This is a genomic window from Nostoc sp., assembly GCF_036916575.1.
Taxonomy (GTDB): Bacteria; Cyanobacteriota; Cyanobacteriia; order Cyanobacteriales; family Nostocaceae; genus Nostoc.
In genome coordinates, this window is the sequence record NZ_JBALGC010000109.1 from 13,257 (window position 1) to 31,004 (window position 17,748).

The window sequence follows — 17,748 nt, forward strand, 5'->3', positions numbered from 1 at the left end:
GAAGCGCCACATAATCTTCAATATAAAGGTTTATAGTTCAATACGCTTGGTGTTAGCACCTGCCTCCTTAATGACGCCACTTACTTCTCCTGTCAAAGACGCGCAAGGGACAAGTCGGGCATTGCCCGCCCAGCGCAGTGGCTCCCCAATGCCCCAATTTAGTTGTTACCAATTACCACTTTGTTACTCTGAGGATTGTACTAATTGACACGAAATAATTAAGCTAATGAATGCCAAGATCAAAAAAAAGGATGCCCCAAGGATATTGAAAGTACTATGCCAGAATTACACCAATCAATTGCCCAGCATTACCACGAACGGACTAAATACAACCCTGAGACTCTCGCCTCCAAAAATCAAGGGTTAGACTGGGCTAAACAGCCAGTGCCCTTTAAAGAGTACAAAATTGGCTCTACTTTTGATCTCAAACCCTATATCCAAGAAAAACCAGAGGGATTTGCTAATAACCCAGATGCTCAATGGTGGCAAAGACTTTCACGGCTGCTGTTTCGCAGCTATGGATTGACAGCGAAAATGCCTTCTATGGGTAGTGCGGTGTATTTACGTGCTGCTCCCAGTGCAGGCGGACTATACCCTGCCGAAGTCTATGTAGTTTCCCGTGGCACGTCATTATTACCACCGGGTCTGTATAACTACCAATGTCGGACTAATTCCCTGATGCATTATTGGGAAAGTGATGTTTGGCAAACTCTCCAAGCAGCTTGTTTCTGGCATCCTTCTTTAGAAAATACCCAACTGGCAATTATTGTGACTGCGGTTTTCTATCGTTCTGCATGGCGCTATCAAGATCGGGCTTACCGCCGGATTTTTCTAGATGCGGGACACCTGTTGGGCAATATCGAATTGGCTGGTGCGATTACTGACTATCGCCCCCATTTAATCGGCGGTTTTGTAGATGAATCGGTAAACGATCTACTTTATATCGATCCGCAACAAGAAGGTGCGATCGCTGTCTTACCTCTGGCAGACTTATTAGATGTCAATCAAAATTTGCCATTGGGATGTACTGCTTTACCTTCTGTCACCGAAACCAGTTATCCCCAAATCCCCGATGGCGAACTGTTGACATATTTCCATCGACACACCCAGATCCAATCAGGTATAACTGGCAATCTCAATCTACCAACTATCAAACAAGAAAAATCCTTAGAGGATAAATATAACTTTCCTTTCTGTTTGAAAATTCCCACCGCCACTGCACCTATAGACTGGGGACAAAAACTGTCAGAACTCGAAAGTACTATGTACAAGCGACGCTCTACCCGCGCCTACAATGGTGATGATTTAACCTTCGATGAATTGAAAAGTTTACTCGATTTCACTTACCAGCCGCAAAATTACATCGACCAAAGTTTAGATATTTCTCCAGACTACTTTGATTTGAATTTAATAGAAACATTCATTGTTGTTTGCGGAGTCCAAGGATTGGAGGCGGGTTGTTACTATTACGCGCCAAAAGCCCAAGAATTACGCCAAATTCGGTTTAAAAACTTTCGGCGAGAGTTACATTTTCTCTGTTTAAAGCAAGAATTAGGACGGGATGCAGCAGCGGTGTTGTTTCATACAGCCGATTTGAGAACTGCGATCGCCCAGTATGGCGATCGCGTTTACCGTTACTTACATATGGATGCAGGCCATTTAGGACAACGCCTGAATTTAGCCGCAATCCAACTGAATGTAGGTGTCAGTGGCATCGGTGGATTCTTTGATGACCAAGTAAATGAAGTTTTAAGTATTCCTGCTGAAGAAGTAGTTCTATATATCACTACACTGGGACGCTCAAGATAAAAATAATTTCAGAGGCGCACAGAATGCAAAGAGTTTCTTTCTGTGTCCTTTACGTCTCTGTGCAAGTAATCTTTGCTTAGTGTAAACTATCAGACATACTTTACACTGCAAGATTCGCATGAAGATTGAACCGACATATACCTCTTTGGGAAGTCTCTTTGAGTACAGACCTATGTTTTTTATTCCTAAATATCAAAGAGCTTATGCATGAAGTTGCGAATCCGTAGAAGACTTTATAAAAAATTTAAAGATTTGAAAAATTTTTGTCAGACAACCACTAATGCTATTTCCTGAAAATGAAAGCCAACGGCTAGAAGTACTTAATCAGTATCAAATTTTAGATACGCCACCAGAAGAAATCTTTGATGAACTAGCTCAACTAGCTGCTAACCTTTGTGAAACACCAATCGCTCTGATTAGCCTAGTTGATGCAAAACGGGAATGGTTCAAGTCAAAAATCGGACTAACTATATCGGAAGTTCCTCGAAGCATTTCTTTTGGTAGTTATACTATCTTGCAAAATAAAATATTAGTCATCGCGGACGCTTTGCAAGATGAACGGTTTGCTACAAATCCCTTTGTAACATCAAATCATTATTTCCGCTTTTATGCGGGAGTTCCTCTAATTACCTCAAGCAGCTTTGCATTAGGTAGTCTTTGTGTAATTGATTTTGCACCGCGAAACTTGAGTGTTAAAGAGCAAGTAGCCTTACAACAGTTGGCTCGACAAGTAATCAGATATTTAGAGTTACATCGGCAAAAAGTAATTGATGATAGCCAAAGGAGTTTTAATCTCCTTTTTTCTAAAAATCCTAATCCCATGTGGGTATATAACCAGAAGAATCTGCAATTTTTAGATGTAAATGAAGCTGCTGTTGTTCACTACGGCTACTCACGAGAAGAGTTCTTGCAAATGCGAAAAACTGACATTTGCCCTCCAGAAGATGTGCCTATCTTGCTGAAATATTTAGAACAAAACTACCCTAACTTACACTTTGCTCGACAATGGCGACATCGGCGAAAAGATGGACAGATTATTGATGTTGAAGTTGTCACACATACAATAGACTATGGCCCTTATAACGCTCGGTTGGTTAATATCCGAGACATCACAGAACACAAACGAATAGAAAGAACTCTTGAAGAAAGTGTAGCCAGATTTCGAGTTATTTCTGAAGCCATTCCTGTTCCATTGATTATTTCACGTGTATCTGATGGGTTGATTTTATATGCTAATCCAGAGTTGCTTCAAACATTTCGCTTTTCTCCAGAGTCCAAAGTTAATCGCAAATATTTCTTAGATTTATATTATAATTTTGCCGATTTAGAAGCATTGTTGCAACTTCTCAATCAACATGGCTTTATTCATAATTATGAACTTCAATTAAAAAGAGGAGATGGAACTTATTTTTGGGCGATCGCTTCACTGCAATCCTTAAATTATAACAATGAATCAGCAATTTTAACAGTATTTTATAATACAGTATTTTATAATATTGATAACTGCAAAAATCCAGAAACAAAAGTCCGAGAGCCAAATGAGTTTTTGCAGATGATTTTTGAGAATATCCCGTTGATGATTGCACTTATTGATGCCAGTGGCAAACTCCAGTGGGTGAACCAAGAATGGGAAAATGTTCTAGGTTGGAAATTTCAAGATTTCCAAACTCATGATGTCTTTGAAGCGTTATACCCTAATCCTGAATATCGACAGGATGTAATTAATTTTATTCAGTCTGTACAGCACAATTGGGGTGACTTTAAAACTCAGGTGCGCGATGGTCGTTTACTGGATACGTCTTGGACTAATGTTTACCTTTCAAATGGTCAAATTATCGGTATTGGGCAAGACATCACAGAACGTAAGCGAATTGAACTAGCTCTAAAAGCCCAAACCGAGCGGGAGCAATTGATGCGAGCCGTTGCTCAACGGATTCGTCAATCTTTGAATCTCCAAGATATTTTGAATGCAACAGTTCAAGAAGTGCGAGATTTACTTGGGGTTGATCGAGTGGTCGTTTATCAGTTTGACTCAGAGATGATCGGCACAATTGTAGCGGAATCAGTGCAACCTGGATGGACAGTTTCTTTGGGTGCAAAGATTCATGATACTTGTTTTCAAACAGGCGCAGGAGTGGAGTATTATCAGGGACACAAACGAGCGATCGCTAATATTTATGAAGCTGGACTAACTGATTGCCATATTGGCTTATTAGAAAAGTTTGAAGTCAAAGCAAATTTAGTCGTGCCCATTTTACTAAAAGTAAGCTCTAAAAACCCTGGCTGTCATCTTTGGGGTTTACTGGTTGCTCACCAATGTTCTGGTTTCCGCGAGTGGGAAGAAAATCAATTAGATTTGCTCGATCAACTTACAGTCCAATTGGCGATCGCAATTCAACAATCCAGCATCTTCGAGCAAGCTCAAATTGAACTTGTTCAAAGACAAAAAGCTCAGGTTAAGTTAATAAATGCCTTATTTGAAAAAGAAGTTCTGTTAAAGGAAGTTCATCATCGAGTTAAAAATAATTTCCAAATTATCTCCACTCTATTACAACTCCAGTCTCAAACACTCAAAGATCCGGAAGTAATTAAAGTTCTTCGAGAAAGTCAGAACAGAATTGAGTCAATATCTCTAATTCATAAAAATTCATATACTTTTGCTAATATTGGACAAATTGATATTGTTGACTATATCCATAATTTGGCAGCAAGCTTGCTAACTTCCTATCAAATATCGCCTGGTAGAATCGCTCTAAAAACTGATATAGATTCAGTGAGTTTGAATGTTGACCAAGCTATTCCTTGTGGACTAGTTATCAACGAATTAATCTCCAATGCCCTCAAGCACGCCTTTCCCAACCAACAAGTAGGCACAATCAGTATTGCTTTACGTAACGTTGGTAATAATATCGAGATGACTATCCAAGATAATGGGATTGGTTTACCAGATAATTTAGATTGGACAAATACTGATTCTTTGGGTCTGTCATTAGTATATGACTTGGTTACAGAATAACTAAAAGGCGATATTACTCTAGAACGCAATCATGGAACAGTATTCAAAATCCAATTTACGCAGTTAACTTTGCATCAGTAAATATCAAATGGCTCAAGCTAGGATTTTAGTCGTTGAAGATGAAGTGATTGTGGCTAGAACTATTGCCAGCCAACTTACTCAACTAGGATACATTGTTACAGGTACAGCTTCATCTGGAAAAGTTGCCATTGCCAAGGCATCAGAAACTCAACCAGAACTAGTATTAATGGATATTATTCTTAAAGGTGAGATGGACGGTATTACTACTGCCAGTCATATTCGTGAGCAGTTAGACGTTCCTGTGATTTTTTTAACTGCATACGGCGATGAGCATACTTTAGAAAGAGCAAAAATTACCCAACCTTTCGGATATATCGTTAAACCATTTACTACCAAAGATTTAAGAATAGCGATCGAGATCGGTCTGTTAAAACACCAGTTAGAGCGTGACCTGCGAGAGAATCGAGATCAGTTAGCAACCCTTTTAAACTCAATGAGTGATGCTGTAATCGCCACTAATGACCAGGGAATGGTGACATTCATGAATCCCGCAGCTGAGGCGCTGACTGGTTGGCAGCAAAAAGATGCTTTAGGAAATGAGGCGACGAAAATTTTTCATATTGTCGATGAAGTTACAGAAGATACATTAGAAAACCCTGTGACAAAAGTGCTGCGGGAGCAACAGGTTGTTTCTTTAGGGGAATTCACATCTCTGATTACAAGAGACGGAAAAAGAGTTCCAATTGGCGATAGTGCTTCACCACTGAAGCGACGACCTGACCAGATAAATGGTGTAGTAGTTGTTTTCCGGGATCTTAGCGAACGACGCCATACAAAATTGCTAGAGCAAGCATTGGAAAAGGAGCAAGAACTTAACCGTCTCAAGTCCTTATTTATCTCTACCGTATCTCATGAGTTCCGTAATCCCCTGACTGTAATTCAAACGGCAGTAGAACTCATAGAAATGCAAGGAGCAAATTTGACAGATGCAAAAAGAGGTATTTATTTAAAGCGAATTCAAGGTGCTGTGCAATCTCTGGAAAAACTCATGGAAGAGGTGCTGTTTATGGGTCGAGCGGAAGCAGAAAAACTCGTATACAATCCTGCTCCACTTAACTTAGAGCAATTCTGTCGAGAGTTAATCGAAGATTTTTCTATTGTTGAAAGTAGCGTGTGTGAAATTGTTTTTTCCTGTCATAGCGATCATACCGACGCTGTAATGGATGAAGGACTTTTACATTACATGTTCAAGAATCTACTCTCAAACGCTGTTAAATATTCTCCAAGGGGTGGCAACATTCAGTTTGATTTAGTATGTGACCAGATTGAGAAAGTAGCAATTTTTTATATTCAAGATCAAGGTATGGGCATTCCAGAACCAGACCAAGCTCGACTTTTTGAATCATTTTATCGAGCCTCAAATGTTCAATCAATCAAGGGTACCGGATTGGGGTTAGTAATCGTTAAAAGGTGCGTTGATGCTCACAAGGGTAAAATCAGTGTCACAAGTCAAGTTGGAGTCGGTACTACATTTACAGTAATTTTGCCCTTAAATACCGAATTATCCTTGACTGAAGCTAATGAATGATCGCATTTAAAACTTGCTTTTGTGATTAACTCACATCCTGATTTTTGGAATTAGCAATTTGGGTTTGGTAGTGACGCCATTTTTGCTGCTGACGCGCTCTTTTCTCCTCGCTGAGGCTCTCAAAACAATAGGGACAGGAGATACCTTGCTCATACTTACCAGACAGCTTATCTTCCTCAGAAATCGGACGCCCACAACAGAAGCACTGCTCACAACTCCCTTCATTCAACCCATGACTAACGGCTACCCGCTGATCAAAGACAAAACATTCCCCTTCCCATAAACTTTCTTCTGCTGGAACTTCCTGCAAATACTTGAGAATGCCGCCCTTGAGATGATAGACTTCTGCAAAGCCTTGGGCAAGCATGAAGGATGAGGCTTTTTCACAGCGAATACCGCCCGTACAAAACAGAGCAACTTTTTTGTGTTTAGTTGGGTCGAGGTAGTGTAGCACATAATCGGGGAATTCTCGGAATGAGCCAGTTTGGGGATTTTCTGCCCCTTGGAAAGTACCGATATTTACCTCATAATCATTGCGGGTGTCAATCACAGTTACTTCTGGGTGACAAATCAAATTATTCCATTCCTGGGGACTGACATAAGTGCCAACTTGCTCATTTGGGTCAATTTCAGGCAATCCCAAAGTAACAATTTCTGGCTTCAACCGCACCTTCATCCGCTCAAAGGGAGGGGTTTCGGTATGGGACTCTTTGTATTCTAGGTCTGCTAGACGAGGGTCAGAACGCAGAAACCAGAGAACAGAATCAATCGCCTGACGCGAACCTGCAATTGTACCGTTAATACCTTCTTGTGCCAGCAAAATTGTTCCCTTGACAGCTTGTGCTTGGCAGTAAGACAGCAGAGCATCTCGTTTCTCGGCAAAATCTGGCAGCTTGACAAATTTATACAGTGCTGCAACAACTTGGATATTTTCTGGCTTCATCCCTTTGGTCACGGAACAATATTAAGTTACAATAACAACGGCAATCAAAATTACCTACTATTTTAATTTTAGGGGGTTTAGCTCAGTTGGTAGAGCGCCTGCTTTGCAAGCAGGATGTCAGCGGTTCGAGTCCGCTAACCTCCATTGGATATGATTTATCTCAATGTGCGATGCCTGCGGTTCTTGCTAGCCTACGCACATACTATGTTAATCAAAAGCCCATTCCTTCATCGGGAATGGGCTTATTTTCCTTAGTAGACAAGGCGTAAGAGGAGAGGGAAGTTGGTCTTACATCTAATTGCCCTTATCCAAAGCCGTACTTAGTTAGAGAAATCTCTGGATAAAGAGGTAAACTGTGACTTGACAGCACTAAGGTAATTTTAATCGTTCAAAATTTGCGGCGGTAATTTGTTAGCACTGACAGCAGCCTTAACTAAATCTTCCGCAACAATATTTCTGTTCTGGCGTTCAAAAATCAAAGTTTCCCCACTGGGAATGCCTTGCTTCTCTAAACCACCTTGATAAGCAAGAGAAACGAGATTAAAGGGTTTGAGGTAGCTGACATTCTTGGAATTACTGCTTAATGTGTTAGAGTTGATAGCTATGTTTGTTTACCCAGCATCAGCATAATTGTTATTTGTAGGTGGTTCAGCGTTAGCAATTCCAGATGTCAGCGCAAAAGCACCAATAATAACTACACAATTAATCAAAGAAGTTGCAAGTTTCATAGGTTTATCCTTAAACCATGTCCGGACTTGTGACCAATTGACTTGTCCTCTCCATCCTTTTGCCCCCCTGCTTTAGACTTATCGGTATCTAGCCAAAAATTTAGTTACTTGAGAGTAAGATTGACGACTTTGCTAAACTCGGCAATCACCGATTTAACATCGTTACTTATCACTAAAGGTTATTCCTCTAATTTCTTAAGGGTGTCAGGCTTGTGAGCAGCTTCCGATCCTGTCTTATCACTTTTAACCACGTACTCTGGGTTATCATCACTAGCAGCGATATGGCTTCCTCTAATGTTTGTAGGTGAGGTGAGCTTCTTTACCACTTCGCCAGTTATCTTGCCTTGTGGAGTGTTCCATTCAACCTTGTCGCCTGTTTTGAATTGATCAGTCACTATAAGTCTCCTGTTTAATATTTTATACCTTAACAAGTAACATTATATTTGCTGTTTAAAAGATAGTCATCATAGTAGTGATAGAAGCTTGACTATTAGATATCGGGCTTATGGCTGAAGAAAGCTAGTACCGCAAGGCAAAAGTCAAAAGTCAAAAGTCAAAACTTCGGCTTCCAAGAGCCTTGAAGAAAGAGCGCAGTCGTAAAGCCTGCGGCATAGCTTCTCTCTTCTCTACCTTGGGCTGCGCCAACGAGACGCTGCGCGAACGCTTAAGGCGTAGCCTCTCGTAGAGAAGGGTCAAAAGTCAAAAGAATTATATTCCGGGCTTTTGAGCTTCGCTATCACTAATGCTGTCCGTTTACGCAAAACCAAGACCCCACGTTGTACAATCGCTAGAAAGACAATCTGGAGATCGACTTGCCTAGATCGATTCACTCTACTCAACCACCACTGAAATTTATTCCCCAACGGTTGAACCCGCTGGTACTCCAGATTGTTCGGTGGTTACTGCCGATCGCGTTACGGTTTCGCACTCGACCTTGGCTAACGGCTGGTATTGTCCGTGTTGAAGCCAAAAATGTTGAGGTATTAGCTGAACTTTATCAACAATTTCAGGCTGGAAAAATTCGCTTTTTGTTGGCATTTCGCCACCCAGAGGTAGAAGATCCCCTGTGTATGCAGTATTTGCTTTACCGCATTGTGCCACAGGTGGCTCGTCAAAAAGGTATTACACTGCGATCGCTTGTTCACAGCTACTTTCTCTATGACCGAGGTATGACGGTTTGGGCTGGTGCTTGGCTGGGTTGGTTGTTTTCTCGGTTAGGAGGTGTGCCGGTTCATCGCGGTAGGCGACTAGATCGCCAAGCTATTCAAACAGCACGGGAGTTGTTTGCTAATGGCAAACTACCGATCGCAGTGGCACCGGAAGGCGGTACTAATGGTCATAGTGGTATTGTTAGCCCACTGGAACCCGGTGTTGCTCAAATGGCGTTCTGGTGTGTAGAAGACTTGCAAAAAGCTAACCGGACTGAAACTGTGATCATTGTGCCGATCGCCATCCAGTATAGCTACGTTGAGCCACCTTGGTCTAAACTGGATTGGCTATTGAGTAAGTTGGAAGCTGATAGTGGCTTGCCAGTTAAGGAAATTGCTCAGGGCGATGGCGAAGAGATTTACTATCAACGCCTGTGTAAATTGGCTGAATATCTGATTACCGAGATGGAAGAGTTTTATCGTCGCTTCTATCATCAAGACATCCCAAAAACCATCTCAACTAATGAATCTGCTAATCCTAATCAGGTGTTGATTGCTCGACTTCATCGCTTACTGGATAAGTCTTTACAAGTTGCCGAACAATATTTTGGAGTTCAGGCGCAGGGTAATTTTATTGACCGCTGTCGCCGTTTGGAAGAGGCTGGCTGGAATTACATTTACCGGGAAGATTTGCCAGATATCAATGCTTTACCACCCTTTAAACGTGGTTTGGCAGACTGGATTGCAGAGGAAGCAGACTTGCGAATGCGGCATATGCGGATAGTGGAAAGTTTTGTTGCAGTCACGACTACTTATATTCAGGAACAACCGACGACAGAACGGTTTGCAGAAACAGCTTTGCTCATCTTCGATATGCTTTCTAGAATTCAGGATACAACACTCCCAGGACGACCTCGGTTAGGTTTGCGACAGGCACAAATCACCGTAGGGGAACCAATTTCAGTTACTGAACGCTTTCAAAATTGTCAGGGCGATCGCTATGCAGCTAGACACGCTGTGAGCGATTTGACAAAAGATTTGCAAATCGCTTTAGAGAAGATGATTGGTTGATTACCGATTGTCTGCTTCTTGCAGGGTACGATTGCTTGGAGTTGATTAACGGGGTGTCTGTGGCTACTGAATAATCCGCTTTCAACGCTTTTATCAAACCTTCGCCACTTTTTGCAACACAATTTATATAACTCCAAGCGGTAATAGTACCCCTAAGGGTACTATTAAATACATTTTTTAGTTGATATCGTAGCTTCTTTAGTAGAGCAAAGGAGGTAATTTGCCTTCTCGCTTGCACTAATAATTACAAATTGAACAAAGAAAATTATCATGAATTCACTAAAAAAGTCCATGTGCTTGGCAACAATTTTGGCATTTGCTTTGTCATTTCTGGTGTTCTGTTTCCCTAGATCAGCGATGGCAATTCCAAGCACCTTTGCTACCTTAATTATCACGGAAGAAGCTCAAATTAGTGAAGGTAAGTTCAGTATCAATACAACAACAATTCCTTTGCCAAGTAAAACAGTTGTTCGCTCTGCTAAACTTTTCTTACCTATTGATGAAACTGGAACAATCAATAAGATTCAAATTACTGGTCCAAATGGACTTGAATTCGGTTGTCAAGATATTAAAGTGAAGGATGGTGTTGATTTAATTAAAGCCTGTGGTGGCCCTGCTGCTTTAGAAGCAGGAGGAGCGATTAATTATGTCGCTGAAGGAAGTGATTTTGGACCGGAACTTAACACCAAGGTAAAAGTTGTTTTATCGGATGATTTCTAGTCAATAGTTCGTTGCTTGTAGGGTGGACATTGTAATGCCCATCCTACTGTGGTCTATTCTGTAATAACTGCAAGCCTAATATTTAAAACTTTTTCGCTCGAATTTTGTCAAATATTGCACCTTCATCAAAGAATTTCTTTTGAATTTCGTCCCATCCTCCTAAATCTTGAGCTTTAAAGATAGTTTTAATTTTGGGAAATTTGCCTTCCACTTCTTTTGTAACAGTCGGGTCAACAGGACGAAATCCTAATTTGGTAAACTCTCGTTGCGAGTCTGGGGTGTAAAGAAATTTGATAAACGCTTCTGCAATCGAGCGAGTACCGTGTTTATCGACATTTTTGTCTACAACAGCAACAGGATTGTCGATGGAGATATTGACATCAGGCACAACATATGAAATTTTTTCGCCATTTTGTACTGATAAAATCATCTCGTTTTCATAGTTGAGCAGAACATCACCTAGACCATCTTTGAAAAACAGTTCGCTGGCATTGCGAGCAGTTTTGGGCAACAAAGGTGCATTATTATAAACTTTGGAGATAAAGTCTATTGCTTGATTTTCATTTCCGCCAGTTTTTGTCACAGATCCCCAAAGACTAAGGAAGTTCCAGCGAGCACCACCAGAGGTTCTAGGATCAGGTGTCACCACATTTACACCATCTCGTGCTAAATCTGCCCAAGTTTTGATATTTTTGGGATTACCTTGACGGATAGCGATCGCATCTAGAGATTTGGTAACAATTGCATCATTAGGCGCTTCTTTTTCCCACCCTGGTTGAATAAAACCTGCCTGAACAAGTTTATTAATATCAAGAGCAAGTGACAGGTGTACCACATCAGCTTCTTTACCATCAATCACAGCAACAGTCTGGGAACCTGACCCATCATAGCTTTGATTGAAAGTGAGGTTTTGGTTATGTTCATTCTTCCACTGTTCGATAAATTTGGGAATGATCTGCTGGTATGCTGCACTAGTAACCGAGTAAGAAACAAACGTTAGGGTTACATCACTCTGAGAAGTTGCGCCAGTATTACCAGTATTATTGACATTACGTGGAGAGCAAGCAGCCATCACGATACTCAAGCTAACTCCGACTAAGAATAGAGACGCAACACCCCACGCAGAATACTTGTACAACCATCGTATTAGTTGTACGCACCACTGTCTTGCAGCGTGTAAAGTTTTAACAATATAAGTCTGAACTAATTCAGTCAAATATCTCCTTGATTTAGAAGTACGTTGCCCCTGGTTCATCAAATTTTTCCCCGAATCTGCGGTAACTTGAGCAAGGTGCTGTAGTTAAGGAGCATTATAAAACATTGGTTAAGGATAAATAACTTTTTATTAACCTAAATTTAAACAAGTTATTCAATGTAGCGCTTCTGGGTTGAGTTCAATAGGACTTACGCAAAAACTCTCTCAAACTCTTATTTCCACCGAAGTTCAGAGCGGCGGAAGCCGCCGCTCCGATTTCTCTCCGTGTTCTCTGTATCTCTGTGGTTCGTTTTTCATCTACTCATGTGTAAGTCCTATTCAATACAGACCATTCCCTGTAAGGGAAGACGAGTAAGCCTCAAAGCCTCTACAACGGGCAAGGTGGAGTTATTGACCAGTGTGTCGTTGTGCATCTACAATGCCTTGCCAACGAGCTAACTAAAATATCACAATTAATACCCAGGATACTATGACTATTTCATTGACTAGCGATCGCAGAAACTTAACTAAGCGCAGTTGCCCAGAATTAAATTCAGCCAGAGATTTTAGCTGTTTCGCTATCCATGAGCTTTTGCGTTGGATTGCAGAGATGATGCGACTCAATAGTAATTGGCTTGCAGAGACTACTGTATTACTAATGATTTTAATTAACCATAACGTTGCCTGAATAGCGTAGCTTGCCGCCGTAGGCATCGCAGCTCGAAAAAAAGCGATCGCACTTGGCATATTGCTAATACAAAAAAAGGTTTTCTACCTATTTTTACTTTATACATTAGAGAGCGACACTCATGGAAAAATATTTTATATTTCTTCACTCACGGAGTTTCACAAAACTAGCAGAGCCATATTTTGCATCCTACAAGCTATTCGAGCGTGTTGGCAAATTTTCACACACAAGTTTTAATTGTGCCGATTGAAGCTGGGATGGCAATTGTATTGTGAATTGTGATTGTGGCTCAAAGCTTTACAGTCACCCCGTCACGTAGTAAAGCTATAATTGGGATGCAAGAGAAGCCGGATACACTTCAAAGCGATCACAATGGCAGAATTAATGATTCATAGTAATGTTAGAGGTAGCTCTAAATAACATTTGGATCATATGCAAAAATCTTATATTTGAACATCTCTATTCAAGATTTGATATAATTCCTTATTAAATATTGTTTTAGCCCATCCAATGAACCTAATAACATGGAAAATCTAACTCAGAAATTATCCAAACCGATAGTAGAGAAAGTTGCTATTGTTGGTGCTGGCCCAGGCGGTTTAGCTGCTGCTATAGCACTGAGAAGCCAAGGGATAGACGTTCAAGTTTATGAAAAAGCCCAAGAATTTCGTCCGGTTGGAACTGGACTAGGACTGGCTCCTAATGGCTTGAATTTTTTAGATGCGATCGCGCCGGGAATAATCGAAACCCTCAAAAGTTCAGGATGCGAGGTTTACCATACGGTTTTAAAGAATATTCAAGGAGAAACAATCCGAACTAATGCAACCAAATTCTTGGAGCAATACGGACAGCCATTATTGACTGTTTGGTGGTATTCTTTGCAGCAAGTTCTAGCCTCTAGATTGCCATCTGAGATCATTCATCTCAATCATCGCTGTATCGGCTTTGAGCAAGATAAAAAAGGTGTGGAAATTCATTTTGATGGCGAAAAATCGGTATATGCAGATTTGCTGATTGGGGCTGATGGTGTCAACTCTGTAATTAGAGAAACTTTATTTAGCGAGGGTAAACCTAATTATATTGGTAGTATGTGTTGGCGTGCCGTCATCAAGTATCACCACGAGCTATTTAATGATTATGAACTAGTTTTTGTCAAAGGCAATAAACAGTTTATGTACATTCTCAATGTGGGTGGCGGCTATACCAGTTGGATTAGTCGGAAGTTATCGCCTGAGTACTCTCTTTCCCACAGTGCTGATCAAGTGAAATCTCGCATTCTCCATGAATTAGCCGATTGGGATGAATCCTTTCAGGCAGTGGTAGAAGCGACACCAGCCGAGCAAATCTGGGAGGGGCCGATTTGCGATCGCTCTCCGTTAACTCACTGGAGTCAAGGCAGAGTTACTCTTTTAGGCGATGCTGCTCATCCAATGGCGCCTGCTATGGCACAGGGAGCAAATACCACTTTTGAAGATGCATACGAACTGGGAGAGTGTTTTTCCCAGTCAGCTAATCTCCAAGAAGCTCTCACTAACTACGAACAGCGTCGCATTGAGCGGACAAAAATCATTCAAGCTCGTAGTGCCTGGGGTGAGATGCGCTACTACGACGACACATCGATATCTGCTGGACAGACAGAGCAACCGCAAATGACGCTCAATGAAGATTTTTATAAATGGTTGTATAATTACAAGCCATCTGTAACAAGTTAAATCTTAGTATTATAAATTGAGATTGCGGAAGGCATTGCGAGTTTTTTTTCAAAGTAACAATAAAAATCTGAGCAATGAGACAAAAAAGTTAAATTTGGTGCTAATCTTAATCGAGTAATTCGAGGATATCAAAAGTGACTGTTTTTAGTCAAGTCCTCAAACACAACAAATCCGTTGAATAGTTGAGAATTATTCCCGCAAACTCAACACAACTTAATTAAAATATTAATTTTTGTACAATAATAAATTTTTATAGTAGTTGGGTTTAAAATCCTCAAAATCTTTTGTAATGAAACACCCATGTACGCAGATCAACGCAAATAAATTATAATCCTCCCCGTACTTGAAGTACGAGGAAGATTCAATTACCCCTACTTAGCAATGCTGATGATTGCAGCTATTGGGATCTAGCTGCAAGCTTGCAGACATGCCTTAGATTCTATAGATTTTGAGAGATGTGTGTGTGATTACGCAACGATCTCAAAGTCCGTAGCTGCTAATACTGGTGGTCGTGTGTACAGATTGTTATCGTTATCAATGTTGGCAAATTGACTACCTGTCCCATAGCCTGGCGATGTCAAGTTTTGGTTGAAGAACAAGTTGCCAGTTCCAAGACTGTAAGTAATGAGTCCAGAGCTGGTTGCAGCTGCTGCATCATTAGCTACTATCTGAATATCGTATAGATTATTGAGTCCGACGAAAGTTGACTGATCCAGGACAATTTTGTCATTGCCGCTGAAGTCAGTAATTCTATCTACACCCAGATCAGCACTATAGAACGGAGCGCCTGAGTTGAACACGAAGCGATCGCTACCACTACCGCCCGTCAGGATATCATTACCTTTTCCACCTCGTAAAATGTCATTACCAGCGTCACCATAGAGAATGTCATTACCAGCACCACCATAGAGAATGTCATTGCCAATACCGCCAAAGCCGCTTAACGGTGTAGCTGTGCCACTACCATCAAGGAAGTCATTTCCAGCACCGCCTGTGAACGATACAGCACTTACGCCAGTTCCCGCCAGGTTGTTAACATCAAAGATGTCATCACCACCACCACCATTAACTTCAAACCTCTCTGCGCTATCTACAGTCAAGGTGAAGGGAACTAGGTTCAGCCGATCAAAGATTGCTCTGCCTTGGGTGTCTCGTTGCAGGCGGAAGCTGTCTCCCGCAGCCGCCGCGCCGTTGACCTCAACCACGTCATAGCCAGCGTTACCACTGATTCTGTCGCTACCGTCACCGTTGTTCCAGATCAGTCGGTCGTTGCCGGCTCCGCCAATGAAGGTGTCGTTGCCGCGATTTCCTAGTAGGGTATCGTTACCGTCCCCACCGGATAAAAAGTCGATACCATCGCCACCTCGTAAGAGATCATTACCAGCGTCACCATAGAGAATATCATTGCCAGCACCACCAGAGAAGCTGTCATTGCCAACACCACCAAAGCCAATTAACGGTGTAGTTGTGCCACTACCATCAAGCAAGTCATTTCCAGCACCGCCTGTAAACCATACGGCACTTACGCCTGTTCCTGTCAAGTCGTTGACATCAAAGATGTCATCACCACCACCATTAACTTCAAACCTCTCTGCGCTGTCTACAGTCAGGGTGAAGGGAACCAGGTTGAGCCGATCAAAGATTGCTCTTCCTTGGGCGTCTCCTTGCAGGCGGAAGTTGTCTCCTACACCCGCGCCGTTGACCTCAACCACGTCATAGCCAGCGTTACCGCTGATTCTGTCGCTACCGTCACCGTTGTTCCAGATCAGTCGGTCGTTGCCGGTTCCGCCAATGAAGGTGTCGTTGCCGCGATTTCCTAGTAGGGTATCGTTACCGTCCCCACCGGATAAAAAGTCGATACCATCGCCACCTCGTAAGAGGTCATCACCAGCATTACCATAGATGCTGTCATTTCCAGCATTACCATAGAGGCTGTCATTTCCACCAAAACCACTGAAGCTATCAGAAGCGGCATTACTAGTACCTATATCTGATCCATAGGTTGGTCCTGGGCCTGGAATCCAATTTACTGCCATGATTAATACTCCTAATTCTTAATTTTCAAGTGAACAATCAGGTACTAGTACTTCATTTTTAGGAAAAGTATGAAAGTACTAGTTTCTATCTACGAACTACAAAACCTGTAGTTTTTAGCTGCTAAGTATTACTCAGAGATACGTTCTTCTTTTATGCAGAAGATTGGTTTTTGTAAAACTTCTTCAGTATGAACTTTGCAGAAAAACCTTACTACATCCTGATTTTTCACGTTATGTAGAAAAAAAAGAATGGCTCGTGAATGCCTTATGCAAACCAGTTTTCAACTGATTGGATGATTTTCACTAAAGTTCAAAATAGTGCTTCTGGTGTGCGAGGATTAAATACCTAATTGTTAAATTTACCACTTAGTAGCAAAGTATATTCACGGTTTAAGATATATTGATTACACAGTCGCAAATCACTTCTATGAAGAGAGCTAAATCTCGTTAAAAGGAGTACTAAAAAATAATTTCAAGCGTTAGGACAAAGCGTACAATCAGTATCTTATCTAGTGTAATAGACATTATATTCAACACAGGATTTGATGTGATGTGTTTTTAAGAATACCCATCCATAGTCCAATCTTGAAGAGATAAATTAGGAACTTTGCTAAAATCTCTTTGATTACGGGTAACCAAAATTGCCCCCTTTGCCAGAGCAATGGCAGCAATTCTTAAGTCTTGCGTACCTATCTGGATTTTTTGCTGGCGCAAACTCTGGTAGTAACTGTATGCTGCATCATCGAAATCTAGCAAATTCATACTACAAAAGTAAATCTGGGTTATTCACAGATTTCGATAAGCAACTACTAGCAGTTCTGGTTTAGTAGCACACTTGCTAATAGAAGCTAGTCTACCTTTCAATTGTTCTTCGAGTGTGACTGTTGTAATATAGCACTCGCCATCTTAATTAGGACGTAGAATAGAGAAAGAAGTGATTGATTTGGGTATTATTATGGCAAACCCTTATAGTTATGCCCTGCGACAAAAAGTGATAGAGGCGATTGAACTCAATGGAATGAAGCGCTGCGAAGCCAGTGAATTCTTCAATATCAGTCGTAATACCATCAATA

11 protein-coding genes, 1 tRNA gene and 2 pseudogenes are annotated in these 17,748 nt (G+C 41.2%); 8 read left to right on the plus strand and 6 right to left on the minus strand.

The features are described from left to right. Positions 1-276 precede the first annotated feature (276 nt). The 3 genes and pseudogenes from V7L29_RS24600 (at position 277) to V7L29_RS24610 (ending at position 6,434) form a co-directional block, all read left to right on the plus strand. The gene (locus V7L29_RS24600) at positions 277-1,809 is read left to right on the plus strand and encodes a SagB/ThcOx family dehydrogenase (RefSeq protein ID WP_334737092.1); all 1,533 of its coding nucleotides are present in this window, start codon (positions 277-279) and stop codon (positions 1,807-1,809) included. Between the two features lie 280 nt (positions 1,810-2,089). Then, positions 2,090-4,906, plus strand: a pseudogene (locus tag V7L29_RS24605) (PAS domain S-box protein). Between the two features lie 7 nt (positions 4,907-4,913). Beyond that, positions 4,914-6,434, plus strand: a complete 1,521-nt coding sequence (locus V7L29_RS24610) for a hybrid sensor histidine kinase/response regulator (RefSeq protein ID WP_334737093.1) — start codon at positions 4,914-4,916, stop codon at positions 6,432-6,434. Between the two features lie 25 nt (positions 6,435-6,459). Here the strand turns inward: V7L29_RS24610 and trhO are convergent, their stop codons facing one another. Next, complete coding sequence (gene trhO / locus V7L29_RS24615; RefSeq protein WP_334737100.1) at positions 6,460-7,377, minus strand: oxygen-dependent tRNA uridine(34) hydroxylase TrhO; 918 nt, start codon at positions 7,375-7,377, stop codon at positions 6,460-6,462. Between the two features lie 71 nt (positions 7,378-7,448). On the opposite strand from trhO, the gene V7L29_RS24620 reads away from it, so the two are divergent. Further along, positions 7,449-7,521: transfer RNA gene (locus V7L29_RS24620), tRNA-Ala, on the plus strand. A gap of 763 nt (positions 7,522-8,284) precedes the next feature. Here the strand turns inward: V7L29_RS24620 and V7L29_RS24625 are convergent. After that, complete coding sequence (locus V7L29_RS24625) at positions 8,285-8,500, minus strand: DUF2945 domain-containing protein (protein ID WP_334688647.1); 216 nt, start codon at positions 8,498-8,500, stop codon at positions 8,285-8,287. Positions 8,501-8,917: 417 nt separating this feature from the next. On the opposite strand from V7L29_RS24625, the gene V7L29_RS24630 reads away from it, so the two are divergent. Next, on the plus strand, positions 8,918-10,324 hold the full coding sequence (locus V7L29_RS24630) for a lysophospholipid acyltransferase family protein (RefSeq protein WP_334737094.1): 1,407 nt from the start codon (positions 8,918-8,920) through the stop codon (positions 10,322-10,324). A 270-nt stretch (positions 10,325-10,594) separates the two neighbouring features. Beyond that, positions 10,595-11,044: a hypothetical protein gene (locus tag V7L29_RS24635; RefSeq protein WP_334688645.1), complete on the plus strand. Its 450-nt coding sequence runs from the start codon at positions 10,595-10,597 to the stop codon at positions 11,042-11,044. Positions 11,045-11,126: 82 nt separating this feature from the next. On the opposite strand, the gene V7L29_RS24640 is transcribed toward V7L29_RS24635, so the two are convergent. Together V7L29_RS24640 and V7L29_RS24645 are read right to left on the minus strand one after the other, a co-directional pair. Further along, positions 11,127-12,299: a sulfate ABC transporter substrate-binding protein gene (locus V7L29_RS24640; RefSeq protein WP_442944253.1), complete on the minus strand. Its 1,173-nt coding sequence runs from the start codon at positions 12,297-12,299 to the stop codon at positions 11,127-11,129. Positions 12,300-12,698: 399 nt separating this feature from the next. Continuing rightward, positions 12,699-12,986, minus strand: coding sequence for a hypothetical protein (locus V7L29_RS24645; protein ID WP_334737096.1), 288 nt, complete (start codon positions 12,984-12,986; stop codon positions 12,699-12,701). A gap of 465 nt (positions 12,987-13,451) precedes the next feature. On the opposite strand from V7L29_RS24645, the gene V7L29_RS24650 reads away from it, so the two are divergent. Continuing rightward, complete coding sequence (locus tag V7L29_RS24650; protein ID WP_334737097.1) at positions 13,452-14,639, plus strand: FAD-dependent monooxygenase; 1,188 nt, start codon at positions 13,452-13,454, stop codon at positions 14,637-14,639. Positions 14,640-15,106: 467 nt separating this feature from the next. Here V7L29_RS24650 and V7L29_RS24655 read toward each other — a convergent pair whose 3' ends face one another. Together V7L29_RS24655 and V7L29_RS24660 are read right to left on the minus strand one after the other, a co-directional pair. Further along, positions 15,107-16,675, minus strand: a complete 1,569-nt coding sequence (locus V7L29_RS24655; protein ID WP_334737098.1) for a calcium-binding protein — start codon at positions 16,673-16,675, stop codon at positions 15,107-15,109. Between the two features lie 558 nt (positions 16,676-17,233). Next, entirely contained in the window at positions 17,234-17,437 is a 204-nt protein-coding gene (locus V7L29_RS24660) for a type II toxin-antitoxin system VapC family toxin (protein WP_334737099.1), read from the minus strand. 193 nt (positions 17,438-17,630) lie between these two features. Between V7L29_RS24660 and V7L29_RS24665 the strand changes: the two are divergent. After that, positions 17,631-17,748, plus strand: a pseudogene (locus V7L29_RS24665) (IS630 family transposase); the annotation flags it as partial.